This is a genomic window from Paenibacillus sp. DRB1-1, assembly GCF_052119485.1.
GTDB classification, from domain to species: domain Bacteria; phylum Bacillota; class Bacilli; order Paenibacillales; family Paenibacillaceae; genus Paenibacillus; species Paenibacillus polymyxa_B.
In genome coordinates this window covers 1,348,174-1,373,607 of record NZ_JBODQH010000001.1, presented here as the reverse complement: position 1 = coordinate 1,373,607, position 25,434 = coordinate 1,348,174, and the positions used below count along the sequence as shown (strand labels likewise).

General features: G+C 47.4%; 23 protein-coding genes. 17 read left to right on the top strand and 6 right to left on the bottom strand.

Annotated elements, in window-relative coordinates; all coding sequences use genetic code 11:
* The first annotated feature begins 178 nt into the window (after positions 1-178).
* The 4 genes from ACQW03_RS06055 to ACQW03_RS06040 all read left to right on the top strand — a co-directional run bounded on the left by ACQW03_RS06055 (position 179) and on the right by ACQW03_RS06040 (position 4,499).
* The gene (locus ACQW03_RS06055; protein WP_441948733.1) at positions 179-1,633 is read left to right on the top strand and encodes a PstS family phosphate ABC transporter substrate-binding protein; all 1,455 of its coding nucleotides are present in this window, start codon (positions 179-181) and stop codon (positions 1,631-1,633) included.
* A 145-nt stretch (positions 1,634-1,778) separates the two neighbouring features.
* Positions 1,779-3,071 (top strand): hypothetical protein, encoded by a 1,293-nt coding sequence (locus ACQW03_RS06050; RefSeq protein WP_441948731.1) that lies wholly within the window; start codon positions 1,779-1,781, stop codon positions 3,069-3,071.
* 13 nt (positions 3,072-3,084) lie between these two features.
* Entirely contained in the window at positions 3,085-3,948 is an 864-nt protein-coding gene (locus tag ACQW03_RS06045) for an aldo/keto reductase (RefSeq protein ID WP_076293421.1), read from the top strand.
* A 14-nt stretch (positions 3,949-3,962) separates the two neighbouring features.
* Positions 3,963-4,499, top strand: a complete 537-nt coding sequence (locus ACQW03_RS06040) for a mismatch-specific DNA-glycosylase (protein WP_441948729.1) — start codon at positions 3,963-3,965, stop codon at positions 4,497-4,499.
* Positions 4,500-4,590: 91 nt separating this feature from the next.
* Here the strand turns inward: ACQW03_RS06040 and ald are convergent, their stop codons facing one another.
* Positions 4,591-5,721: an alanine dehydrogenase gene (gene ald / locus ACQW03_RS06035; protein WP_071639774.1), complete on the bottom strand. Its 1,131-nt coding sequence runs from the start codon at positions 5,719-5,721 to the stop codon at positions 4,591-4,593.
* Positions 5,722-5,965: 244 nt separating this feature from the next.
* Here ald and ACQW03_RS06030 point away from each other — a divergent pair, with 244 nt between their 5' ends.
* From ACQW03_RS06030 to ACQW03_RS06000, 7 genes are all read left to right on the top strand, one after another.
* Complete coding sequence (locus ACQW03_RS06030; RefSeq protein WP_023987304.1) at positions 5,966-7,630, top strand: PucR family transcriptional regulator; 1,665 nt, start codon at positions 5,966-5,968, stop codon at positions 7,628-7,630.
* Between the two features lie 101 nt (positions 7,631-7,731).
* Positions 7,732-9,255, top strand: coding sequence for a copper amine oxidase N-terminal domain-containing protein (locus ACQW03_RS06025; RefSeq protein WP_441948726.1), 1,524 nt, complete (start codon positions 7,732-7,734; stop codon positions 9,253-9,255).
* Between the two features lie 189 nt (positions 9,256-9,444).
* A complete protein-coding gene (locus ACQW03_RS06020; protein ID WP_441948724.1) occupies positions 9,445-10,740 on the top strand; it encodes a galactokinase in 1,296 nt (431 codons plus the stop codon).
* A gap of 131 nt (positions 10,741-10,871) precedes the next feature.
* On the top strand, positions 10,872-11,789 hold the full coding sequence (locus ACQW03_RS06015) for a PD-(D/E)XK nuclease family protein (protein WP_441948722.1): 918 nt from the start codon (positions 10,872-10,874) through the stop codon (positions 11,787-11,789).
* Positions 11,790-11,957: 168 nt separating this feature from the next.
* Positions 11,958-12,617 (top strand): SGNH/GDSL hydrolase family protein, encoded by a 660-nt coding sequence (locus ACQW03_RS06010; RefSeq protein ID WP_441948720.1) that lies wholly within the window; start codon positions 11,958-11,960, stop codon positions 12,615-12,617.
* A gap of 141 nt (positions 12,618-12,758) precedes the next feature.
* Positions 12,759-14,099: a hemolysin family protein gene (locus tag ACQW03_RS06005; protein ID WP_441948718.1), complete on the top strand. Its 1,341-nt coding sequence runs from the start codon at positions 12,759-12,761 to the stop codon at positions 14,097-14,099.
* Between the two features lie 263 nt (positions 14,100-14,362).
* Entirely contained in the window at positions 14,363-15,634 is a 1,272-nt protein-coding gene (locus ACQW03_RS06000) for a methyl-accepting chemotaxis protein (RefSeq protein ID WP_023987309.1), read from the top strand.
* A 93-nt stretch (positions 15,635-15,727) separates the two neighbouring features.
* On the opposite strand, the gene ACQW03_RS05995 is transcribed toward ACQW03_RS06000, so the two are convergent.
* Positions 15,728-15,940, bottom strand: a complete 213-nt coding sequence (locus ACQW03_RS05995; protein ID WP_013309048.1) for a hypothetical protein — start codon at positions 15,938-15,940, stop codon at positions 15,728-15,730.
* Between the two features lie 140 nt (positions 15,941-16,080).
* Here ACQW03_RS05995 and ACQW03_RS05990 point away from each other — a divergent pair, with 140 nt between their 5' ends.
* Positions 16,081-16,863: a YwaF family protein gene (locus ACQW03_RS05990; protein ID WP_441948715.1), complete on the top strand. Its 783-nt coding sequence runs from the start codon at positions 16,081-16,083 to the stop codon at positions 16,861-16,863.
* Between the two features lie 118 nt (positions 16,864-16,981).
* Here the strand turns inward: ACQW03_RS05990 and ACQW03_RS05985 are convergent, their stop codons facing one another.
* Complete coding sequence (locus tag ACQW03_RS05985; RefSeq protein WP_441948713.1) at positions 16,982-17,773, bottom strand: SDR family oxidoreductase; 792 nt, start codon at positions 17,771-17,773, stop codon at positions 16,982-16,984.
* A 258-nt stretch (positions 17,774-18,031) separates the two neighbouring features.
* Between ACQW03_RS05985 and ACQW03_RS05980 the strand changes: the two genes are divergently transcribed.
* Positions 18,032-19,405 (top strand): N-acyl-D-glucosamine 2-epimerase, encoded by a 1,374-nt coding sequence (locus ACQW03_RS05980; RefSeq protein ID WP_441952313.1) that lies wholly within the window; start codon positions 18,032-18,034, stop codon positions 19,403-19,405.
* Positions 19,406-19,526: 121 nt separating this feature from the next.
* Positions 19,527-20,198 carry an MgtC/SapB family protein gene (locus ACQW03_RS05975; protein WP_441948712.1) on the top strand — a complete coding sequence of 224 codons (672 nt, stop codon included), beginning with the start codon at positions 19,527-19,529 and terminating at the stop codon, positions 20,196-20,198.
* 226 nt (positions 20,199-20,424) lie between these two features.
* Here ACQW03_RS05975 and ACQW03_RS05970 read toward each other — a convergent pair whose 3' ends face one another.
* Together ACQW03_RS05970 and ACQW03_RS05965 are read right to left on the bottom strand one after the other, a co-directional pair.
* Complete coding sequence (locus ACQW03_RS05970) at positions 20,425-21,102, bottom strand: peptidylprolyl isomerase (protein ID WP_071639782.1); 678 nt, start codon at positions 21,100-21,102, stop codon at positions 20,425-20,427.
* A 330-nt stretch (positions 21,103-21,432) separates the two neighbouring features.
* A complete protein-coding gene (locus ACQW03_RS05965) occupies positions 21,433-21,690 on the bottom strand; it encodes a YqkE family protein (RefSeq protein ID WP_023987317.1) in 258 nt (85 codons plus the stop codon).
* Positions 21,691-21,821: 131 nt separating this feature from the next.
* On the opposite strand from ACQW03_RS05965, the gene ACQW03_RS05960 reads away from it, so the two are divergent.
* On the top strand, positions 21,822-23,054 hold the full coding sequence (locus tag ACQW03_RS05960; protein ID WP_071639783.1) for an MFS transporter: 1,233 nt from the start codon (positions 21,822-21,824) through the stop codon (positions 23,052-23,054).
* Positions 23,055-23,204: 150 nt separating this feature from the next.
* Positions 23,205-23,384 carry an aspartyl-phosphate phosphatase Spo0E family protein gene (locus tag ACQW03_RS05955; protein ID WP_023987319.1) on the top strand — a complete coding sequence of 60 codons (180 nt, stop codon included), beginning with the start codon at positions 23,205-23,207 and terminating at the stop codon, positions 23,382-23,384.
* Between the two features lie 116 nt (positions 23,385-23,500).
* Here the strand turns inward: ACQW03_RS05955 and ACQW03_RS05950 are convergent, their stop codons facing one another.
* On the bottom strand, positions 23,501-24,403 hold the full coding sequence (locus ACQW03_RS05950) for a DMT family transporter (protein ID WP_071639784.1): 903 nt from the start codon (positions 24,401-24,403) through the stop codon (positions 23,501-23,503).
* A gap of 155 nt (positions 24,404-24,558) precedes the next feature.
* On the opposite strand from ACQW03_RS05950, the gene ACQW03_RS05945 reads away from it, so the two are divergent.
* Positions 24,559-25,419, top strand: coding sequence for a TrmB family transcriptional regulator (locus ACQW03_RS05945; RefSeq protein ID WP_071639785.1), 861 nt, complete (start codon positions 24,559-24,561; stop codon positions 25,417-25,419).
* Positions 25,420-25,434: the final 15 nt, after the last annotated feature.

Sequence of the window (25,434 nt, the reverse complement as noted above, 5' to 3'; positions counted from 1 at the left end):
GGCCTTTCCCGTGGGGGGGGAGGCCTTTTTGCCATATGTAGCTTGAGTGCCTCCTCGTTCGGATGATCAGATAAGGACATTTTTTCCTCCTTTCGTATACTAATCTTTACCATAATTGTACAATGAAGAAGCAATGGCTTACAGTCTCATTTCATTCATTAGATATAGGGGGATGTACATGTCTGATCCAAAGGGAGTTATAACCAAGCCGGAAAAGGACGAGTCTGTGCGGATAGCATGGTTTTGGCCATGGCTGGGCGGTACGTTTATGTTTGGATTGTTTTCAGTCATGTTTAATGTAGTTTGGAGTAAGGTTGTGGCACCCCAAGTGCAGCTTCTGCTGAGGCATGGAGGTGTGACGGATACAACTGTGATTGTAATACTGCTTCTATATGCATGGATTATCGGTCTCATCTTTGCAGCTTATGGTGCCTTGAGTGCACGTATGTCCAGCATGGGCAAGCTTTCGCTGATGCTGACTGGGATATTATCATTATTATGTGGGCTGTGGTTGTGGATTATAGGAATACAAGGGTCTGGTGGTCAACCTGCTGAAGTGTGGGGAGGGGCTTGGGAGCTCTTTTCACTCTATCACGCTTGGGCGGAGCCTGTGTTGGAGGTACTGGGGCCATATACACAGCATGGTGAAATCTGGTTTCTACTGGCAGCACTGCTGCCGATAGTTGGTATGGTAGTAGGAGTTGGGGTGAATCGTTATCCAGCGGTGACCGACAAGAATGGTAAGGTGGATCATAGATGGCAATGGATTGTTGCCGCAATATCTGCTGCGCTCGTCATTGTGCTGACGATTACACTGATGCTTCCTCAACGCCCGTACATTGCAGAGAAGGATTTTCCGGTAGTTGACGGGGCTACGGCGGCCATTCCTTTTGCGCAGGATATGCTGCATGAACTGACTGGAATGAGCAAGGCGCGAGCGGCGCACGAGCTGAGATTCAACACGACCCATCAGGCATATGTCAATTTGATCGAAAAGAAGGCGGATCTGATTCTGGTGGCCGGTCCTTCCGATGAGGAACTGCGTCTGGCAAAAAGTCGGGGAATACAAATGAAGCTCACACCTATTGGGTGGGATGCGTTTATTTTTCTCGTGCATCAAGACAATCCGGTTGACGGACTTTCTTCGGAGCAGGTTCGTCGTATATATGAAGGAGCTATCCATAATTGGAATGAAGTAGGGGGCAAGGATCAGCCGATCATTGCTTATCAGCGAGAAGAAAATTCAGGCAGTCAGACATACATGCAAAAGAAAGTGATGGCAGGCCATGAGATGGCTGACCCGCCGCGTGAACTACAAATTGGCATTATGGGTGGTATGATTAATGCAGTCGCAGATTTTAACAAGGATCACAACGCGCTCGGATATTCATTTTATTATTTTGCAAATGTGATGCATAATCGTCAAGAGGTTAAATTTTTGTCTATTGATGGAGTAGAGCCGAACAAAGAACACATTCGCTCGAAACAATATCCATTCACAGCTCAATTGTTTGTGGTCACACGGGAAGGCGAGAAACCAAGCTCTTCGATGCAACGATTACTCGAATGGTTGCAAAGTGAAGAAGGAACCAGGGCCATCGAAAAGGGCGGCTTTGTTCCTGTAAACTCGTAACCTGAAACGATGGTTCGCATACAGTCACCCGTATATTCACCTTAAGAGTGAAACGAAGACAGCAGGGTAATACATAGAATATACTTTGCTGTGAATACAATACCCGCACAGCATGTATATCACCAACATAAGGGGATGAACGAAAATGAAGAAAAAAACATCGGTATGGGTGCTTTTGCTCGCCGTAGCCATAGTGACAGCGGGGTGTGAAACAGGCTCGCAAACAGGACAAACGGCTCAAAATGAGCAAAAGGGTGCCACCTCGGCACAAGCGAATGGTTCGGGAACAACTGTAGATACACCGGAACAGCAGACCGCTGTTAACGGAAAAAATGGCGCATCCCCGTCCAGTACTGGCAATGCAACGGAAACAGGAGGACAAGCAACCATAGACTCTACTATAGCGAAAGTCCGCATGGACAATATTACCGCGCTGCGTTTGATCGACGGTCAATCCGGCTGGATCGGCGGAAATGGCTGGATTGCCCGAACGGCCGCGGCTGCATCCGGTTCAGTCGGATCAATGTGGAATGTGCAATATCAGGGCCAAGGTACGGTTCAGCAGATTTTTGCCTTGAACGGACAGCAGGCCTGGGCTGTTATGGCAGACAGCGGATCGCTGCTGGGCACTCGCGATGGCGGCAAACGCTGGGAGGTTGTCGGGACTGTACCTGAGCAAGGACAAACGGGCTTTTTACACTTTGTATCATCCAAGGAAGGATTCAGTGGCAGCCAATATACGAAGGATGGCGGGCAAAGCTGGTCTTCGCTCCCCGTGCCTGGCCACATGGTAGGACAGCCATATTACCATGATCGCCAAAACGGCTGGGCGGTTACGCAGGACACAGACCGTTCGTTTCAGATTTTACACACTGTTAACGGGGGCCAAAAGTGGACTACTGTCATGTCACGCACAACGGAGGCGCCTCTAAATGGAGCCATTATTCGTTCGGTAGAACGTGGCAACGCATGGATCGAGCTGGTTGGAGATACGGGGATGAATCAGACGTCGTATTCGCTTTGGCATACTGCTGATAGCGGACAAAGCTGGCGTGCTGTGCTGGCGAATGCCACTGCTGGCGGCGGTCCGGCACCAGGTATTAGCCAGCAAGACAACCAGGTTGCCAAAAATGAAGGGACGGCACCAGGTATGCTCTATCCGGTTAATAGCAGTACCGCATGGATGGGTGGCTACTGCGCACCGTGCGACAAGCCCAATACCATCGGCTGGACGACTGACGGCGGCAAGACGTGGAACAATGGCAAGCAAGGCTTTGACGGTTATGGCGGTCAGCAAATCGGGATGGCAAATGCCAAGGAAGGCTGGGCTATTTTCTCAGATTCAGAGCAGGCCCCAGTTATGTACACCACCTCGGATGGTGGACAGCATTGGACGCAGAGCCATGTATTTGACAAGCCTGTGGCATCAGGATCCTAAGGAGGGAATGCATATGAGCCAACATAAGAAAAGTGTGATTACTTGGACTGACGGTCGTAAAGTACCGCTAATCGGGCAGGGTACGTGGAATATGGGTGAAAAAGCGTCACTCCGGCAGGAAGAGGTGCGCGCGCTTCAACTTGGCTTGGAGCTGGGCATGACGCTGGTGGACACGGCTGAAATGTATGCGGAGGGCGGCGCAGAAGAGATCGTCGGAGAGGCCATTCGGGGTCGCCGGGACGATGTCTATCTTGTTAGCAAGGCTTACCCTCATCATGCGGACCGCCAAGGACTGGCTCAAGCGTGCGAAGCGAGCCTAACCCGAATGGGAACGGAGTACATGGACATGTATCTGTTACATTGGCGTGGGAATATTCCACTGGAAGAGACGATAGAAGGTATGGAAAAACTGCGTGAGCAGGGTAAAATCCGTAGCTGGGGAGTGTCCAACCTGGACAAGTCCGACATGGAGGAGCTATGGAGCCTGAGTAGAAGCGAAGCCTGCGCTGTCAACCAAGTGCTGTATCACGCAGCTTCGCGGGGCATCGAATATGATCTGCTACCTTGGAGCCGTACGCATGGGGTGCCTGTGATGGCCTATTGCCCGATTGCCCAAGGTGGCCGCCTGCGACGGGGTCTGTTGGAGCATCCTGTTATGGTAGATATTGCTGCCAGCCATGGGGTAACTCCATCCCAAGTTGCGCTTGCGTGGGTCATACGGGATGGTGATGTCTGGGCAATTCCGAAGGCGGTGCAGGAATCGCATGTACGAGAAAATGCAGCGGCAGCCAGTATTCGGCTCACTCCTGAACAACTTCAACAAATAGACGAAGCTTTTCCTCCGCCAACGCGGAAGCAGCCGCTGGATATTGTTTGAGGAAGGAGGAGCCCATGACAGAGCGAGAGACAGAACTGCATGAGGTAGATGATCATCTGGATTATGGCTTATCCGTTGTATTCATCGGCTTTAATCCCAGCTTGAAATCAGGCGAGGTAGGACATCATTATGCGAATCCGCGCAACCGCTTTTGGCGCATACTGGAGGGAGCAGGCTTGACACCTCGCTTGTACGATCCATCGGAAGATCGTGAGCTGCTGAAGCTGGGCTTCGGTTTTACGAACATTGTTTCCCGTCCCACGAGGGGAGTAGAGGACATTGCACGCGAGGAATACGCCGAAGGACGTCTGAAGCTATACGAGAAGCTAAAGGAATACCGCCCGAAGGTTGCTTGCTTTGTCGGCAAAGGCGTGTACACCGAATATAGTAAAAAATCCAAAGTGGATTGGGGATTTCAGCCTGAACCGCTAATTCCTGAGATGCATGAATTTGTGGCACCTTCGTCTAGCGGACTGGTGCGCATGTCGCTGGAAGAAATCACAGATATCTATCGCCGTCTCCATACGTTCCTTTCGTCAGAAATCGTCTGAAATGCAGTAAGTACGGTGAATACAGCTAGCACAAAAAGAACCACACGCTTCAGTCCCTGCCGGGAAGAGCGTGTGGTTCTTTGAGCTGTTACTATTGTAAGGCTTTCGCCTGCCATGCCTGTTCCACGGGAACATAAGGATATCCCAGATCACGTGCGACCGCTTCGTAGGTAATATGTCCGTTCAGGACATTGGTGCCGCTAAGCAGCGGCTTGCTTCTGCGAAGCGCCTCCTGCACCCCCAGATCTGCGAGCTGGAGAGCAAAGGGGAGCGTCGCGTTCGTCAGGGCGAGCGTCGAGGTTTGCGGTACCGCGCCCGGCATGTTTGCTACCGCATAGTGAATGACGCCATGCTTCACATAGGTAGGCTGATCGTGTGTCGTGATGTGGTCAATCGTCTCGACTATGCCGCCTTGGTCGATGGCGACATCCACAATCACAGAGCCGGGCTGCATCGTCTGTACCATCGCTTCCGTTACGAGCCGCGGGGCTTTGGCACCAGTGATTAGGACAGCACCGATCAGCAAATCACTTTGCGCCACGGCTTCAGCAATGTTGGACGGGGTGGACACCAGCGTGTGGAGCTGATTGCCAAAAATATCGTCCAGTTGGCGCAGTCTTTGCAGGCTCAGGTCTATTAGTGTCACATCTGCCCCGAGACCGATGGCGACCTTGGCAGCATTGGTGCCGACCACCCCTCCGCCAATAATGGTCACTTTACCGCGTTTGACCCCCGGCACACCTGCCAACAGGATGCCTTTGCCACCCTTTGGTTTTTCCAGCAGTTGTGCTCCAATTTGTACAGCCATTCGACCGGCAACCTCACTCATCGGGGTAAGCAACGGGAGGCTGCCTTCAACATCTAGCGTCTCATAGGAAATGGCGGCTACGCCGTTGTCTGTTAAAGCGCGGGCCAGTGCTGGCTCAGCAGCCAAATGCAGATAGGTGAATAAAATCAATCCTGGTCGAAAATACCCGTATTCAGAGGGGAGCGGCTCTTTTACCTTGATAATCAGATCCGCCTGGGACCACACGTCCGCAGCTTGCTGCACAAGAGTTGCACCCGCAGTGGCATAATCTCCATCCGTAAAGCCGCTTTCAACACCTGCATGGCTTTCCACAAATACGTGATGTCCGTGTTGAATCATTTGAGCTGCACCTGCTGGCGTTAGAGCGACACGATTTTCATTGTTTTTAATCTCTTTCGGAACCCCAATTTTCATTTCATTCACCTCTCCTAAAAATAATTGTTAAGAAAATTACACTATCATTTTTGTGCAGCCTGCCGATTAGTTACATGGACTCAAGCCGATAAATGCAATTCATGTTAGATTAGGTACAGTTTACAAGGGGTGAAGCTCCTTGACATCATACATTTTGTCGGATTATCTGACTCAAAGGCTCGACTTTTTGATGAATATATGTCATATAAAATGACATAAAGACATATACATAAGGAGAATGCCGATGAACGGTAAAAAAACATTTACCATTGCGGATGTGCTGGAACGTCCCGTTTTCCGGCGGGCAAAACTGGCGGCGGGGGAACAGGGCGTAAATCGCCGTGTGGGTTGGGTCCATGTACTAGAAATCACAAATGTTTCTCCGTTTGTGAGCCGTCATGACTTGATTTTGACGACCGGCCTGTGGCTCACCCGGAAGGGGGAAGAGCGTGCCGAGTATATGGAGCAACTGATCCGCTCGGAAGCCGCGGGATTGTGCGTGGAGCTGGGCACGAGCATTCATGAAATTCCCTCTGAAATTCTGGAGTTGGCGGAACGACATCACTTCCCGGTCATCGTATTTGAGCAGCCAGTGCGTTTTGTTGAAATTACACAAGATATTCATTCCCTACTTATTAACCGACATCATGAACTCTTAAAAGATCTGGAACGATTTTCACGTCAGCTTCAGCAGGAGACCCTGCGCAGCACCGATATGAACGCCCTCTTGCGTGTGCTTCATGACTATGCAGCCCGGCAGGTTATCTACATGTCTTCCATTGACACCAATCGATTCGTACCTTCCGTCCAGCCGGATTTGGCGGACCGTATTGCAGATTTTTATGCCAATGAAGTGGAATCTAGTATGACCGCTGATCGGGAGGGACACCTGCTGTTTCACCTGAATGAATCCACTGCTGTCTTGTTCCAGCCCGTTGTATGCTTCGGTCAGGTGTTTTCCGCAGTAGGTTTGGTGCTGCATAGTGAAATGCCGACGGAAGAAATGTCGCTGCTACTCGATTACACGGCCAAGGCCGCCGCTACATTGGTGCTGAGAACACAGTTTCTTGAAGACCGATTGCTGCGTAATCAAAATGAATTGATTCAGGATGTACTGAGCGGACAGCTTCCCAGTGAAGAACAGGCCCAGACCCGAATGGGCCTGCGATTGTTATCGAAGGGGCAGTATTTATTTTGGGCAGGGGTCATTGAGGTAGAACATCAGGACAAGGATGCCAGTCAGGTACGCAAGGAATCCATCAATCAGGATGTGCTAGTGCTGCTTCGTTCATTGTTGAAAAAAGAAACGTTGCACAATCTGCTGATGATGAAGGGGAGTCAATGCTACATCCTTTGTGCCAAGGAGGAATTAACACTGCGTTCCGCAGCGCAAATGAAAAAAGTGCTTGCCCATACTGTTCAATATATTCAGAACTATGCCGCAGGACAGCTTGATAAGGTGCGCATTCATGCAGGCTTTGGTAAAGTAAGGCATCGCATGACGGGGACGGACCGCAGTTTTGAAGAGGCATATGAGGTCATTGAAGTGGCACGAAGCGTCCCAGTCATGAAGGATCGGTTATTTTACGACAGCATCGGAATCTATCAGTTGTTGAAGGCGGTGCCCCGCATTCCTTTTCTACAAGAGTTCGTAGAGGACCATTTGGGCGGGCTGATTGCGCATGATCGTGAGCACCATATGCAGCTTCTGGATACACTGGATGCCTATTTTCAATCCCATGGCTCCAAGCGTGATACCGCCGGAATTTTGTACATTCACAGACAGACCCTTTATAATCGGCTGGATAAAATTAATGAAATCATAGAGGGAAATCTGGCAGACCCTGACAAACGTCGTTGCCTGGAGATGGCACTACTGGCTTACCGGATGCTTCAGGCTGAAAATTGATCCTAAATAACTAGTTCTATTTTCCATTCTACTCATTTACAATGCGTGTTAACACTGAGATAATAGAAGAGATTACGGAAATATATTGAAAGGGGATTAATATGAATATAAAAAAATGGATCGCCGTCCCTCTTATTCTGTTAATGGTAGCTTTGACAGGTTGCCAGGCAGTAGGCGGATTTGATGTAAGTAAAAATTTATTAGGAACACTTGATGTGAAATCCCAGCAGACAACGGAGAAAATCTCTCTTAAATTGACTCCAAAAGAAGGAATCACGCAAGGAGATAAAGAAATCGTAGATTTGATTAATTCGATTTCTGTCACTGTGGATGAAGCCAAGGTACAATCAGAGGAACTTGCTTCTGCCAAAGGTACATTGCACATCGATAAGTATAATTTGCCGTTTGAACTTGCTTTAGACCGCCAAGGTTTGGCTATTCAACTGGAAGGTGCCAAAAAACCTTATTACATATCTTTGAACTCGCAAGAGAGTTTGAGCGGTCTGCCTGCTGGATTTGATCCGTATGTATATTCCAAAGACGTGAGAGAACTGGCGAAAACAGCCGCTGCACTTATGCTCAAGCATGCGCCTAACCCTTCGACCATTTCTGCAACGTCTGTAACCGAGGAAGTATACGGTGAAAAAGACAAAGTGAAACTGACCCATCTGCATGCTGAACTTCGTGGTGATGAGCTGGTAACATTGGTAAAACCGTTCCTGACGAATCTGGCGAAGGACGAAGCAGGCTTGAAAGAGCTGATCGGGCAAGCCATTGATATGACTAAAACGATTGCTTCCGGCATGAATATTGAAGGTAGTGATAAAGTAACAACGGAACTGAGTGCTAACAAAGAAAAAATGGTCAATGAGGCTTATACCGAAGTTAAAAAGTATTTGGATCTGGCCGTTGATCAGTTTGATGTAGGCGTTAGTACCATGTATGCACAGTCCCCTGAAATCAAAACGGTTCTGAGTGCTAACACGGTTCTGAAAAACGACATGTATTTTGATGAAAAAGGAAATGTTCGCAAAGCGGCGACAGACCTGACGGTTGCTTTGCCAGATGTGGACGGTCTTCCGGTGAAGTCCTTCACAATTCTAACCGAAACTCAATCCTGGAACGTCAATGGTAGTGTGACGGCTGATAAAGTGGATATTTCTAACGGTGTTATTGACTTGAATAAACAAGCTGAATTAACTCCGGGAGCGACGCTGCGCAATTTTGAAGCGAATTCTCCGATCTACAACATTTTAAAAAATGATTTGGAAATTACAAAAGTAGAAACCATTTTCGATCCTAAAGACGATTACTATGTCTTGGAGAATCGTGGTGGCACTGCCTTTATTCCATTGCGTGAACTGACGAGCGAACTGAACTCCGAGTTAAAATGGGATGCAGCAGCTAAACAGACTACTGTAACTGATGATATTACAGGTAAGACGATTAAGTTGAAAAGTGGCTCCAAACAGGCTGTATTGGAAGGAAGCACATTGACGCTGCTACAAGCTCCATATACGGATGAATATGGCACATTGTATGTTCCTTTCAAATCAGTTGCCGGGGCGCTTGGCGCCACAGTAACTCGTAATAATGATGGGGAATATGTACTGAAACGCGACTAAAAAGAAATTCAAGGAACCGGCCCAATTAGGGGCTGGTTCTTTTTTAGTTATATTGGTAAAATGCTCAGTAAAGCGATTAAAATAAGCGCTTACAAATTTTAAAAGTGCCATACTTTTATACAGGGAAAATTGAGATAATGATAGTATCATTCCAGCATAGGATAACACATACAATTAGGGGGATATACGATGAAAGATATGGAGCTATTGAATTCCAGAGAGGGACAAATGGTGCTTGCCCGAATGTACGGTCAACAGCAAATCTCTGAGCAAACGACTCGATATGAATCACTTATACAGGCGTATCGGGAGCATTTTGGTGTAGGGGATATTGAACTGTTTAGTGCTCCGGGGCGTTGCGAAATTGGTGGAAATCATACAGACCACAATCACGGGAAGGTGCTGGCAGGCAGTATAACACTCGATACCATCGCTGCAGCTTCTAAAGTGGAGGAGTCTGTAATTACATTCTTTTCTGAAGGCTACAAGACAAAGTACGTCATCGATTTAACCGACTTGTCGCCAAAACCGGAGGATGACAGTACGATGCTGCTGGTCCGTGGTATTGCCGCTGGTCTACTTGAATTCGGATACCGTATCGGGGGATTCCAAGCTTATATATCAAGTAATGTATTCTCTGCTTCAGGTTTAAGCTCTTCCGCTTCTTTTGAAATGTTGATATGTACGATATTAAATCATTTTTATAATGAGGGAGCGTTAGATGCTGTTGCTAAATCCAAAATTGGTCAGTATGCGGAAAATGGCTATTGGAACAAGCCCTCGGGGCTGCTCGATCAGATGGCTTGCGCATATGGCGGCTTGATTTCCATTGACTTTAAAAATCCCAAGGAACCGATCATAAATCCTGTTCATTGGAATTTTGAACAAAACGGATATTCCCTCGTTATTGTAAATACAGGTGGAAATCATGCTGATTTAACGGACGATTACGCGGCGGTACCCAACGAAATGTTTGCAGTGGCTCAGTCTTTAGACGCTTCGGTTTGCCGTGACTTATTGCCAGAGGATCTATATGCCAACCTTAAAACGGTCAGGGAAAAAGCAGGAGACCGTGCAGTACTGCGGGCGTTGCATTTCTTTGAAGAAAATAGGCGTGTGGATGAACAGGTGAAATCACTGGAGGAGGGACGCTTTACTGATTTCCTGAGTCTCATTACAGAATCTGGTAATTCCTCATGGAAATGGCTCCAAAACGTATATAGAAGTGGGGTTGCGCGGGAACAAGACGTATCGGTTGCACTGGCTTTAACCGAAATGTATTTACAATCAATAGATAACAGCGCATGCAGGGTACATGGTGGTGGCTTTGCTGGTGTCATCTTGACGATTCTTCCGAATGATCATGTGGATAATTATAAGGAGTGGATCAGCGGAATGCTGGGAACTCCGGTACTTGTTGTCAACGTCCGTGAGGACGGTGCCGTTAATGTTAGTGATTTGATAAATGTTGAACGGACTCATTGAGAGTTTACAAACTAGTCAGTCAGTAGAAGACTTTAACCCATGGGTTAAAGTCTTTGTCCTTTTTATCGCCGATACAGCTTAGGTTTGCGTTATAATAAAGAGATGATAGTTTTAATGAAGGAGGGCCTGTCATGGCTATATACCCGTCCTGGTCCTATTCGCAATCGAGGGCTCAAACGTTCGATGAATGCTTACGCAAATACTATTATCATTATTACGGCTCGCATAATGGCTGGAATTCGGCACAGGGCACTGAAGAGCAAGTTACGTTGTATCGGCTCAAGCAACTGAGCAACTTATATATTTTATTCGGGAATATCACGCATCAAATGTGTGAATCAGTCATACGTGGATGGATGGAAAAAGGGGCTATCCCGCGTACAGCATACCTCGAGACAGCTATGAAGAACATGTTGAATGACAGCTACAAGGAATCGCTACACCGTGAGCTATGGCTACAAGATCCGAAAAATCGCGTCATGCTGGCGGAGGTTTATTACGACGACGAGGTGCTTTCGGAACGGATCGCCCTTATTAAGGAGCGACAGCACGCGGTGATACACAATTTATACCGTACTGCGGTTTGGCGTGAACTGCAACAGGGAAAGGCCCGAATTGTAGAAGTGGAGAAGTGGGATACGATGCTCCTTCATGAGACGAAAGTGTATGTCAAAATGGATTTGCTCTACCGTAGAGACAATGGAGACATGGTCATCATGGATTGGAAAACAGGCAAGGAAGGCGATTTTTCCGACCAACTTTTTTTGTATGCTTCCTATGTGCAGGAGCACTATCAGCTTCCTTTGGAGAAGATCGAGGTACGTGTGGAGTATCTGATGACAGGAGAGCATGAGGTATATCGTCCCGCGCAAGAGGATATCGACAAAGTGGTTGGTAATGTCGGACGATACATCGATGAAATGAAGTCCTGTCTTGATGACGATTACTATAACCGCCCCAAGCCCGAGTCTTTCTTCACTCCGATGCCTTCACGCAGAGCGTGCGGAGGCTGTAATTTTCGTGAGGTATGTAAGTACCGAGCGGTGTGAAATGACTTGATCGCCTTTGCCCCCGGATTCCTACCCTAATTAAAGCTAGTGAATCCGGCCATATGGCAAATCTATAATTCTTCTATGTTTTGAAACCGCTTTATAATTTAGAAGCTGCGAGGTATGATAAGGGTATTATTGGAAAATGCGAAGGAGGAAGTTAGGAAGATGACGAGTATAGAACACGCACGTATTCTTTTTCAGGGAGATTCTATAACAGACGGAGGAAGGGGACGAAATGAGGACGCGAACCATTGGCTGGGTCAGAGCTATGTGTATCTGATCGCAGGTGCGTTGGGGAGCCGTTTGACTACCACGCAGCCAGAGTTTGTGAACCGGGGAATTTCGGGGGATCGAGTTTCGGATTTGTATGCACGTTGGAATGAGGACACGTTTAGCCTGAAGCCGGACCTGCTCAGTATTCTAATCGGAGTGAACGACGCCTGGCGGATCGTGGAGCAGGAGCCGTCCGGGGTGACGGACCGATTTGAACGAGCCTATCGCCACCTTCTGGAAGAAACGCGTGAAGTGATTCCTGATCTGGGACTCGTGCTGTGCGAGCCGTTTATTTTGAAAACGGGAGCTACCGAGGCGCGATGGGACATTTGGCAAGAAAAAATAACGGGATACCAGCGTATTGTACGTCAGCTTGCGGACGAATTTGGGGCCGTATTTGTGCCGCTCCAGAGCATGTTGAACGAAGCCGCTATCCAGGCGGACGCCTCCTATTGGCTGCATGACGGGGTTCATCCGACAGCGGTTGGGCATCAATTGATAGCTGATCAATGGATAGATATTGTGCAAAAGAGTCCGCTGGCGATTCGCTAACAGGGGCATACATAGTCTACTCCTTGTCATTTTTGGGTAATACACGATTATGGACATCATTACTTATGTTATGGTTCCATCCAAAAATGAATGTCAAAGGGGGGGCTTCTTGCTTCGTCATGAACGGAGCAAGAGAGGGCTATGGAAACGATAAATATCATTCTGGTTATATTGCTTATCGCATTAACTGCTTTTTTTGTGGCCTCGGAGTATTCCATTATTCGTGTGCGAGTATCTCGCATCAATCAATTGGCCTCTGAAGGCAACAAAAATGCGAAAGCCGTTAAAAACATTCTGTCTCGGCTGGACGAGTATTTATCTGCTTGTCAGCTCGGAACCACATTAACCTCAATGGCGCTAGGCTGGCTAGGGGAATCTACTGTTGAACATCTGCTACATCCCCTGTTTGTGTTGGCTCATATTCCAGCAGGCCTGACGGGAGTGCTCTCCTTTTTGCTGGCTTTTCTAATCTTGACCTATTTCGAGGTGGTCATTGGGGAGTTGGTACCGAAAACATTCGCCATACAGATTGCGGAACCAATGGCATTGTTTTTTGCCCGTCCGATCACGATATTCTACAAAATGACCTATCCCCTGAATTGGGTGCTCAGTCGTTCATCGCGTGTCATTACGGGTCTTTTTGGGCTCAAAAGGGTATCTGAAGAAGATGCGGCACTCAGTGAAGCCGAGCTTCGTTTGGCGTTATCTGAAGGCTTTCGTAGTGGTGAAATTACACCGACAGAATATCGATATCTAAACAATGTATTTGATTTTGACGACCGTGCGGCACAGGAAATTATGGTACCGCGCATCCACATCCGTTCCATCTCCCACCAGGCAACAGTGGACGAGTTTATGGAGCTGATCGAAGACAAAGTTTATAATTTTCTACCTGTAGCTGAACATGGCGACCGGGATCGTATTATCGGCATGATTCGCGTCAAGGAAGCCCTGCATGATTTGGCACGTGGGCACAGCACAGGGAATACGACGATGGCTTCTTATATTCACCCGGTGCTTCAGGTTATCGAGACGGTTCAGGCTCGGGATCTGCTGATTCAGATGCAAAAACGACGCATTCCAGTAGCGGTGCTGGTGGATGAATATGGTGGAACATCTGGACTTGTCACACTGGAGGATATTATGGAGGAGATTGTTGGAGACATTCCTTCCTATACCGACACCGAAACCCCCGCAGCGTTAACTCCACTCATTACAAAAACAGATGATCATCGTTACATACTTAAATCACAGGCGCTCATTCATGAGGTCAATCGGCGCTTGGAGACGGATATTGAGGCCGGGGACGTATATACAATTGGGGGATGGATGCTTTCTGAGCGCTTTGATATCCAGCAAGGAGAGAAGCTGACCATCGGTTTATGGGAGTTTACTGTACTGGAAAAAAACAGTCACCAAATAGACACAATTGAAGCAATTAAGAAAGCAATCGTTGAACAGAAAAATGACAATGATTTTTAATAATGGAAAATGACTTTGTCGAGTAACAACTCGCTTAAAATGTGACGAATGGCCTGTAAAGCTTGTAGCAGCGCGATTCGTCCATTTTAAAATGCAAGCTGCTACCTGGTAACATATTGTTTTTGGTAATTAGCGTAGGGGACTTAAGACTCTGTATCTTTGTACTCATGAATATATCTGTCTATGAAAAATACTACTAGAAATGTAGCAATTTTATGGTAAAATGGAATCAAATTTGAGTTTTTTGGGGTGGGCTACAGTACATGAAGATGTCACTAGGTACGAAAATGGTTACTGCATTTGTCTCAATTTCTGCAATAACCTATGGAACAAGCGCTTTTTTTATTTTTGTACTCAAGGACTGGCTTGCTCAAGGTACACAAGAATGGGTGTACACTTCGATCATTCTGTTATTGGGTGTCCTGTGGAGTGGCATTTTGGGCTGGTTGATCTCAAAATTACTCACACGGCCAATTGTTAGGTTGGCAAAGGCGGCAGAGGAAGCTTCGGCGGGGAACCTGTCTGTTGTGATTCCTGAACGTCGTTCGGAGGATGAAATTAAAGTTCTGTATGATGCATTTCGGCATATGATGCTGAACATTAAAGATATGTTCAATGAGATCTCGTACAGCACCAGAACAACTTCGCAAAGTGCGGAAAATCTGAGCTTGGCTATTGTGCAGGCTACCACACAAATTGAGTCCATGTCTTCGGTGGTAGAAGATATTTTGAATGGCGTGGAGCAGCAAAAGCAAGCATCTGCCCAATCTATTAAAACAGCAGACCGAATGCTGGGCGATTTTAAAATGATGCGTAGCAAATCGGGGCATATGCTGGAACTGTCAGGCCATATGGAGCATTCAGTAGATTCGACGCAGACCGTATTTTCATCCCTGATGGATGGAATGGGAGAGCTGACAGCATCACATGGTCGTTCGCAGCAGGTGATTGCACGATTGGAAAAAGAAGCTTCCCAAATTGAAGCGATTACAAGCACCGTGAAGGATATTGCGGAACAGACCCATTTGCTGGCGCTGAATGCTTCCATAGAAGCGGCGCGTGCGGGAGAAGAAGGGAACGGGTTTGCTGTAGTGGCTCACCAAATTCGCGCACTTGCTGCCCAAAGTACGGAGTCTGTGCAGCAAATAAATGCCATCGTTAGCCGTGTCCAGTCACAAATCGTAGAGACAGTGCAGTTGATGCATCAGCAAACGTCATTGGTCAGTGCTGAGGCGGAACGGACAAGCTCTGTGGATCAGACGCTGAACCGTTTGAACGCTATTGTACGTGAATTTGTTGAGAGCATCCGTTTAATGGAAGAAGCCGTGACGGAGCAGACGAACCGGGTAGATCAAACCTTTGAGCAGATCCATCGTATTCAGCAAATGTCAGGGGCCTTCTCTGAAGGAGCTCACAAAATTTATACAGCTGCTCATGAGGAGACAGCAATTATGCAGGAAATTTCGTCTTCTTCCGAGGATTTGAAAGTGCTTACGAATAAACTCATGATGAAAACACGTGGAATGCAACTATAACAGAAACCGTCATGTGAGGCATGATATATACAAACAAAATATAGCCGCTATACACCGGAAAACGAAGCAAAATGGTTCCCCGGTGTGTAGTGGCTATTTTTTAATTTCAAAAAACTCACATTGTTTTCTGGGGTGGTAAGCCAGATCACTGACGCTGGATTGCACGACGATGGTTTGATCGTCAAAACGGATTATGATTCCGCCAGAGCCAATCAATTGGTCATCCTGAAATACTCGGACACGAAGATGACGTTCCAGTGCCTCATTGAAATCCTGATCTGTAATTAATCGGCGATTAATGGCCATGAGGGTTCTCCTTTGAATATAATATCTTTTATCATAAAGGTAAGGTATTGAACAAGCAAGAAACACGGCTAGAACATAATCGGCTATTGGGTATAAAATAGAATGCAACGAAGAGAGAAAGAGATCAAAGGGGGCTAACTATGGATAGGTCGTGGTCAGGGCCTTGGTTTGATGCCAATGCGCCAGAAGGGTTCGAGGCGTTTACTCCGTCACATGGGTTGGCTATATTGGGACTCATTGTATGCGCTTTGATGCTGTGGCTGACTCGGGGATGGATTCGATCGAACAAGCCTGTAAGCGAGGGAATTCGCTGGTTGTTAATTACAGTCCTCATTCTGTCGGAGCTGACTCTGAATATTTGGTATGTGATGCAGCATATTTGGGATGTCCAGACCTCATTGCCATTAGAACTGTGCAGCGTGACACTGCTGCTGTCTATCCTGATGCTTATTTTTCGAAGCCGCTGGTTATATCCGATCATCCTTTTTGCCGGAATTGGAGGGGCGCTCCAAGCCGTACTTACGCCTAATTTGGCATACGCATTTCCGCATTATCGTTTTATCCATTTTTTCGTAGCTCATATTGCTATTATTTTGGCAGCCTTGTATATGACCTGGATAGAAGGACTCAAACCGACATGGAAGAGTGTGGGGGGAGTTATGCTTTTTCTGAATGGCTTGGCGCTGATGGTGTGGATCGTAGACGATGCTCTCGGTGCTAACTACATGTTTCTAGCTGGAAAGCCGTCGACACCGTCGATATTGGATGTTTTGGGGCCATATCCTCTGTACATTCTGGCAGAAGAAGCCATTGCACTGCTGTTCTTTTCGCTTCTGATGCTGTTGTTCGAGGTGCTCCCGGGAGGTAGGCTGTATGTCCGCTTTCGCAAAGGAGCTCCGCACGTTGCTGACAGGTCGATATAAAGCCGTTGTAAAGCCAAAGCCATACAAAAGCAGCCTATTCCACAAGTATATGACCAGGGATAAGGCTGCTAAGAATGCCTAAATAGTAGTATGTGTATAACGTTCCCCATTCTAATACTTAACGCAGTAGTGATTCTGCTCCGTCTACATAAATTTCCGTACCCGATACATGAGATGACTCGTCTGAGGCGAGAAACAGGACCAGATTGGCAACCTGCTCTGGCTCACCAGGGGCATCCTCTAGCGGATGCTCTCCGCCCTTCGGAAATTCGACTGGAATTTGTACCTTCTTCAAGTCTTCCGAAGGGTACGTGTTATCGTCAATTTCCGTGTCGATGGCTCCCGGGCATATCGCGTTGACCCGGATTTTGTAACGTGCCAGCTCCAGCGCTGCCATTTTCATAAAAGCAACCTGAGCTGCCTTGGTGGAGGCGTAGGCTGAGAATCCAATACCTGAAAAGGTACGATTACCGTTGATGGAGCTGGTAATGATAATGCTGCCGCCGCGTTCTTTCAGGTAAGGGACGGCATATTTAACGGTAGCAAAGGTGCCGCGAAGATTAATGTTCATCGTGCGGTCCCATTCCTCCAGCTCCAGTGTCTCAATAGGGGCCATGGTGCCGTTAATGCCTGCGTTGGCGAATACGATGTCAAGCTTTCCGTACGTTTCCACGACTTTAGCGAACCCCTGCTGAATCATGTCCGGCTTGGAAATATCACATTCCAGTACAAGCGCCTCGACGCCAGCCTGCTCAATGATTGCTTTGGTCTCCTCTGCATGCTTGGGTGTCCGATCCAACATGACCACCTTGGCGCCTTGTTCTGCAAAACGGATCGCGGTCGCCTTGCCGATCCCTGAACCTCCACCACTGACCACTGCTATCTTCCCTTGCAATCTCTGCTCTGCCATTGACTATTCCTCCCATTCCGTTCATAAACTAAACCTGACTCGTTATTCCATACCTCTGTACGTTGATGGTGAAACAGTCATACTGGATTTCATCCCATTTGCGAAATATGGTAACATAGGCGAACCAGCAGGAACTTATAGCAAAAACATATAGCAGGAACAAGTATGGAGAAGACCGAGTGACGGAGGTGGATCGAATTGAGCTATAACGCAAATGACCGGCCCGAATCGACAAACGCTATAGCACTGACCGGAAAAATGAAACCGTGGGCACTGAGCGGCCCCAGTATTCAAATCGATCCGTTGTTTCCCTATTACGCCAACCGTTCGCGGGACAGTATAGCGGATGAGATCGCCCTTGCGGGCTACCAGACCGTTCATTATTTTGTCGTGCGTGAAAATGAAGTGGATAGAGCACTTGTTGCTGCTTTTCAACGCAGAGGCATAGCGGTGTGGGCGATGGTACTAGGCAACGGTTCTTTTGGCGTGTCCCAGTTGCCGCCGGAGTGGAAAAGATGGCGCATGGAGCTGCTGCGCGAACCGAACGACGGATTTCAGCGGCTTTCGCATTTTTCCCAAGAGTATGTGGAATGGAAAAAGAAAGCCGCTGCCCGGCTCGTCACCGACATTCCGTTCGACGGGTTCGAGGTGGCGGAGCCTTATTTCCCCGAATGGAATGGGCTGCGCAGTGGAGTGTACGGGGATGTTGGGCCGCATGCACAGCGTGCCTTTCGCGAGCGTAGCGGTGAGGACATTCCGGATTTCCGCGACAAGCATGCACGTAATTATTACCGGAAGGTTCCGAAGCTGTACGCGCAGTGGGTTGATCTGCGTGTGGACGCCGTGAACGGCCTGATCAGCGAGCTGGTGAACGGCGCGGGCGGTGTGCGTGATGTCCGGCCGGACATCTGCGTGGCGACATGGTCGCTTGCTGTGAGCGGACGCGGCGATGTCCCAGGCCAGCTGCGGGAATGGCAGGGTCTGGACGCGGTAGCTATGATCGGGTGCGTCGCCCCGGATATGCACGTACTCCAGACCCATTGGCCGGACTGGATGCGCAACCGTCTGCCGCCACAGTATACCCGGGGCTATGCTCGCATCGCGCAGTCGATCCGGGCCGCTTATCCGGGCCTGCCCCTCGGGGTGCAGGCGGATATTGGCTCCCTCGCACGTATGGTTCGGGACCGCGAGTGGACGCAGCGGTTTGGGGCTATCGCCCTCGAGGGCGACTACGACGCCTGGACCGCCTATGAATACCATTTGGGTGGTTACATGTACGATGAGCCACCCAAACCGCTTAGGGCGGAACGCTCAGCCGAAGATGAGGTAGTTATTTCTTTCAGCAAGCGGATTGCCATACCGTCTGTAGATGAGCTGCGTATTTGGAGCCGGGAGGACAGAGCAGGTACAACACGCGACCTGAGCCGCCACCTAAGGGACGATTCACTAACGTTGCTGGAGCTTGAAGATGCCGTAGCAGACGGAAACCGTCTATTGCTGCGTATACGCAATTTACCAGCGGGGGCGTTCAGCTTGCGCCTTGATGGTGTGCAGGATACACCGGAGCTGTGGTTGCTCAAGGGGAGGAAGGTACATCGCAATCTGCCAGAGGATGAAGTGAGGGTTCCTTAAAATTGGGGTAATAACAAATTAACAGCTGTATAAACGACTCATTTACCGTAGCATTTTCGAATTGTATATTTTTGAGGAACAGCATCTTTCAAAACATAAACTATAGTGGAGTGAAAAAAGTATGTGGGATTGGGATTACCTGATTCGGGTCATGTTTGCCGGACTATGCGGTGCCTTAATCGGCTATGAGCGCAAAAGTCGGATGAAGGAAGCGGGCATTCGCACGCATTTCATTGTCGGTATTGGCGCAGCGCTCATGATGGTGGTATCCAAATATGGTTTTCAGGATCAAGCTGTCTGGTCGAACCTGTCGCTAGACCCTTCCAGAATAGCAGCACAGGTTATAAGTGGAGTCGGTTTTATCGGCGCAGGGATGATTTTCACACAAAAAAATAGAATCAAAGGACTGACCACTGCCGCGGGCATCTGGACTACCGCCGGAATTGGTATTGCTGTAGGCGCAGGGATGTATGGGCTTGGTGCAGGTGTAACGCTGTTTATTTTAGCGGCTCAGTCCTTGCTCCATAGTCGTTTTTATCAGATGGCTACTCCGTCTACGCGACAAGTGGTTGTTCAGGTCGACAATGAGCCGGGCGTACTGAATCGGATCAAAGAACTGCTGGAACACAAGAAGCTAACGATTCACAGCTTTCACGCCGAGCGCATCAATAACGGTGAGCAGTTGGTTATTCATATGCTTTTAAAGCTGTCCCGATCAGAGAGAGTGGAGGAACTGCTGTCACTGCTTCAAGAGATGGAAGATATTCGTTCAGTCGAGACTAAGTCCAATTAGACGAATTTACTGCTCATACAGTAGCTTTTTTGTCGAACGCTGGCGGTTCTTATAACGGAAAAAAGCTTTAAAAATAATGATTGAAAACGCTTCCTTTTGTGTATATACTCTTACTACATCATAGTGGCAGCAGCTTAGAGAGCATCAAGGGATAAGCAAAAACGACCTCACGCGTATGCGCAAGGTCGTTGCTGTTATCCCGTTTTGAAAGAATGATTTGAATGTCTTACTTTACTTTGACTGGAGCTGGATATTTTTTACCCAGCGTATCCACAGTTACTTTTTTCATCGTAGCCGGTTGGATCGGTTTGTCATTGCTATCCCGTTTGGAATTGACGATAGCATCGACCACATCCAACCCGGACGTTACTTTACCAAAAGCGGCATATTGACCGTCGAGGTAGTCCGCATCGGCAACCATGATGAAAAATTGCGATCCGGCCGAATCCAGATCCGCTGAGCGGGCCATGGATAATACGCCACGTGTATGTTTGAGTGTATTGTTAACACCATTGCTCTTGAATTCGCCTTTGATACTGTAGCCGGGGCCACCTGTACCGTTACCTTGCGGATCACCACCCTGAATCATAAAGCCTGGGATAACACGGTGGAAAATGGTACCGTTATAGGCTCCCTTTTGCACCAAAGAGATGAAATTGTTAACCGTGTTCGGTGCTACTTCCGGATACAGCTCAAGCTTAATTTTCTTGCCATCATTCATGACAATCGTGACAATCGGATGGGAGACAGCCTTGCTTTTGTCTTTAGTCGCAGCAGGAGTTGTAGTGCTTGTCCGGCTGGCAGCTTCCACATCGGCCGCTTTTGTGCCGCATCCAGCAACCAGCACGAGCATGATGGCCAGCAGGCACAGCGTGTACCATGGGCGTATCGTTTTTCGGTTCATTGATATTCCTCCTGAAAGGTTGGATGATGTAACATCCTAAATTATAGTTTGGGGGCAGCGCAGAACACTTTTCCATTTTCTATCATACCTTTTTTGCTGGGGATAAGGAAATACGGGTTTGAAAGCCGTATTCTTGACCCATACTGCTGCTATTCCCAAGGAAAGGGGCAGGATCATGATGGAGGTAGACAAAAAGCTGGCGAAAGGTCTCATATGGGGTATGGCGTTCAGTCTGCCGGTTTGGGTAGGGGTGCTGTACTCAGTACAACATATTCGTGACTGGCTATAATATAAAACGTAAAGATAGGCCAAAACCGTTGTGGTTTTGGCTTATTTATATTTGTGCCAGTCCAAATTGCTGTTATTCAGTAGATGCTCGAAGTTGTTATCCAGCTTCTTCTGTTCAGCTTTTTTTGCTTCGACGGCACGCTGCCGTTCGTCTTCTTTACGCTTGTCCTGTTCTGCTTGGGCTTCATTGGCTTGAGCCTTAAGCTTATTCAGCACATCCTGGCTCAACAGATCTTTTAACGTAGCAGGTTTGTCCTGAGCCGCAGGAGCAGGGGAAGACGAATTTCTCTTCTTAGCCATGTCATCATCTCCATTCCATTCGATTATATCAGCTTCTGCACGGTTGTTCCACGATTGAAGGATGAGCGGGGCGGTAGACTTTTCTAATTTAGAGGGTAATAATGGAATGAGCAGAAGGGACGTGTGGCATCATGCATCTATATTGGAAGCGAAACCTGGTCATTTTGTGGATTGGAGTATTGTTTTGCAGCATGGCCTATTCCGTTTCTATTCCGTTTTTACCTATTTTTCTGAATACGGAAATGGGCGTAAATGATCATCTGGAACTGTGGTCGGGGATTGCCTTTGGAGTCACGTTTTTAGCCAGCGCGCTGATTGCCCCATTTTGGGGTTCGCTTGCAGATAAGTATGGACGTAAGCCGATGTTGATTCGTTCAGGCTTTAGCCTGGCGGTGTTGTACCTGATATGTGCTTTTGTGACAGATCCGTATGTGTTCGTAGGAGTACGGTTGTTTCAAGGCCTTCTATCCGGGTTTATTCCTGCTGCGATTGCGCTGGTCGGAACGGGTTCGCCTGAGGAGAAAACCGGCTATGCACTCGGTATTATGGCGACCGCTGGGGCGACAGGCAGCATTATAGGTCCGTTGATTGGCGGTGTAGTGAGCCATTATTATGGCAATCGGAATGCCTTTTTTTTCTCTGCAGCTCTTGTGCTGGTATCTGCGTTAATCGCGACTTTTGGCGCTAGAGAGGACAGCTTCAAGGGAACCAGTACCCGCTCGCATGTTCGTGATGATATCAAGGAGGCTATTGCTAATCGGCCTTTGTGCTTTTTGCTTATTCTGGCGGGATTAAGTACCTTTTCCGTCATGATACTAGAACCGTTAATTACGGTATATGTGCTTGAAATGGGAGTTGACCGTAGCCGGGCGTCTTTAAGTTCCGGGATTGTATTCTCAGCCGTAGGTATTGCGGCGGTGCTCATGGCTCCCCAATGGGGACGGATTGGGGGACGGACCGGATTCGCACACGTGCTGCTGATTGGGCTGATCGGTTCGGGAATCGGGAACATCTTACAATTTTTTGTAACCAACTTTGTTGGTTTTGGTGCGCTTCGGTTTGGATATGGATTGTTTTATGCGTCCGTCATGCCGGCTATCAACGCAATGACTGTGGAGGTTACCAAGCCGGAGTTTCGCGGACGAGCCTTTAGCCTGAGCCAATCAGCCACTCAACTCGCGACAATGGCGGGGCCGTTGATTGGCGGTATGCTTGGCAGCTGGATGCCAATCCGTTGGATCTTTGTGTTAAACGGTGGCATACTGCTGCTTGCAGCGTTGTTGCTATGGGCGAAGGGAAAAAACGTTTTCCCGGTTTCAGTCAAGAAGAACGTAACGGATCAGGATATTCATTCTGCCGGATAGGCGAATGACACTGGATTGTCTAACGGCATAAGCTTAAGGCTCATAGAGCAGGTCTTTTTTTGTGTTATTAGATAATTATCCCAAACCTTTACTTTTAGTATACTTATTCATAACCCTCTACACTGATAATATGACAAGGAGGGATATATTATGATAAGAGACGACATTTTGCGTCAACAGCTTGAGAATGCTCGTCAAAAGCTGTATATTTTGCAAGCAAAACATGGCTTTAATCATGCCAGTGTGCTCAGACAGTCTGTAATTATGGATAACCTCATCAATCAATATAACCACCTTTTTTATATAAAAGAAAAAAAGCCGACTGCATAAATGCAACCGACTGGGCGAGAAACTTTTGGTGAGGTCACTCGCCCTTGTACTGTAGCGCTATACCTATAACAACGATGCTTATCTTAACTTTTATAACTATTGTGCAATCTATCATTTTAGGTACGGTTCGTTTGATGAGCACTCAGTAGGACGCCTATAATGACGACCAAACCACCAATGATTTGGCGCCATGTAATCGTTTCTTGCAAAAGCAACACAGAAAATAAGACTCCAAATATCGGAACCAAATTCATCAGAGAAACGGAACTGCTCGGTGACAGCTTGATTAATCCGTAATTGTAAAGCAAAAATGCGATAACGGAGCAGAATACGCCCAGATATACTAACAACATAAACGATCCTGTTGTCGGAGCCTGCCAACGATCCTTTTCTAATAGAGCCAACGGTATAAAAAAGATACTTCCTGCAACAGTTTGATAAAAAGATAACGTCACAGGCGGATATTTGTCTACTACCTTGCGCGTCATGAAAGTGTAAAACGCCCACGCAAAACCCGTTCCAATCAATATTAAATTTCCGATGAGTTGATTCTTACTATCAGAACTTTCGCCAACTGAAGTCAAGAAATATACCCCGATCATAGCCAGTGCTATGCCGCAAATTTTATATTTGGATATTTTCACTTTATACAAAATAAGTTCAAGCAGCGATGTAATTGCGGGATATGATGCAACAATTAATGCTGCGTTGGAAGCGGTAGTCAAACTAACCCCTATATTCTCCATTGAAAAATAGAGAGTGATTCCCAAAACACCACTAAACGAAATCGTAACCAAATCTTTTGGCTTTACTTTGATATGTTCTTTTTTAATCAGCAAAACGATACCTAGCACAACGGAAGCTATAATAAATCTGGATAGACCCAAGGTAAGAGGGGGGAACGTCGTGTAGGCTGCTTTGGTGGCAATAAACGATGTACTCCAGATCAATAGGGCCAGAATCGTAGAACCATAGTAAATCCGGCTGCTTTCGCTGTAATGAGCTATGACTTTGTTCAAGTTAAATCCTCCCTGAGGTAATCCCCTGTGAAATGATGATAGTAGCTACTAAAGTGACTACTATAAAAACGTTACTAAAAAGATAGTGTGTATATCAGTTTTTGTCAAGGGGAAGTGATATAGTAAGGATGAACACGAATTGAGGAGAAGACGTCATGAAACCAAAACCAAATATATTAGAAATTCTACGGGATTTGAATTTTACAGAATATGAAGCCAAGGCTTATGTGACCTTATTGGAAAGCTCTCCACTTTCGGGATACGCCGTTTCATTGAATTCCGGGGTACCGAGATCCAAAATTTACGAGGTTTTGTCTGGAATGGTCAACCGTGGGGATATCATGGTCAGTCAAGAAAATACGCCTCTGTATGTGCCGCTCCCGCCACATGAATTGATTGCTCAGAGAAAACGCAAAGCAGAGCAGATTTTCAATGTGGCGCAAGAGAGTTTGGAACAGTACACAGCATCATTTCAAAATAGAGAGAACATTTGGAATATTTCGGGGTATGAAGCCATTATCAATCGCATAAATGAAGGGGTAAAGGGAGCAAAACACCGGATTTTATTGGAAATTTGGAAAGAGGATGCCGAGGTGTTCCGAGATGCCTTAGAGCAAGTCGCTCAACAAGGAATTGAAGTGATCATTGTAGCGTATGGGGAGCTTAACTTTGATTTCGCTACTGTTTACCGCCATGATATGAGTGAGGAGATTACGTCTGAAATTGGTGGTCGGTGGATTGTACTTAGCGTAGACGACCGTGAGGTCGTAGCTGGCATACTTTCACTTGGTGATGACAGCCGCGCTGCATGGACGTTACATCCGGGTCTGGTGATGCCGATTACAGAAGTAATTATTCATGATATTTATATCATGGAAATCCTATATGAGTTCCGTGAACAATTAGAGGCGAAATTTGGCCCTAATCTAATTCATCTTCGCAATAAATTTGCTATGGGTCCGAATGGCAAAGGATATTATATTCCTTTGACTGAAAAAAGCATGAAACGTGTATAGAGATTGTCCGAGGTG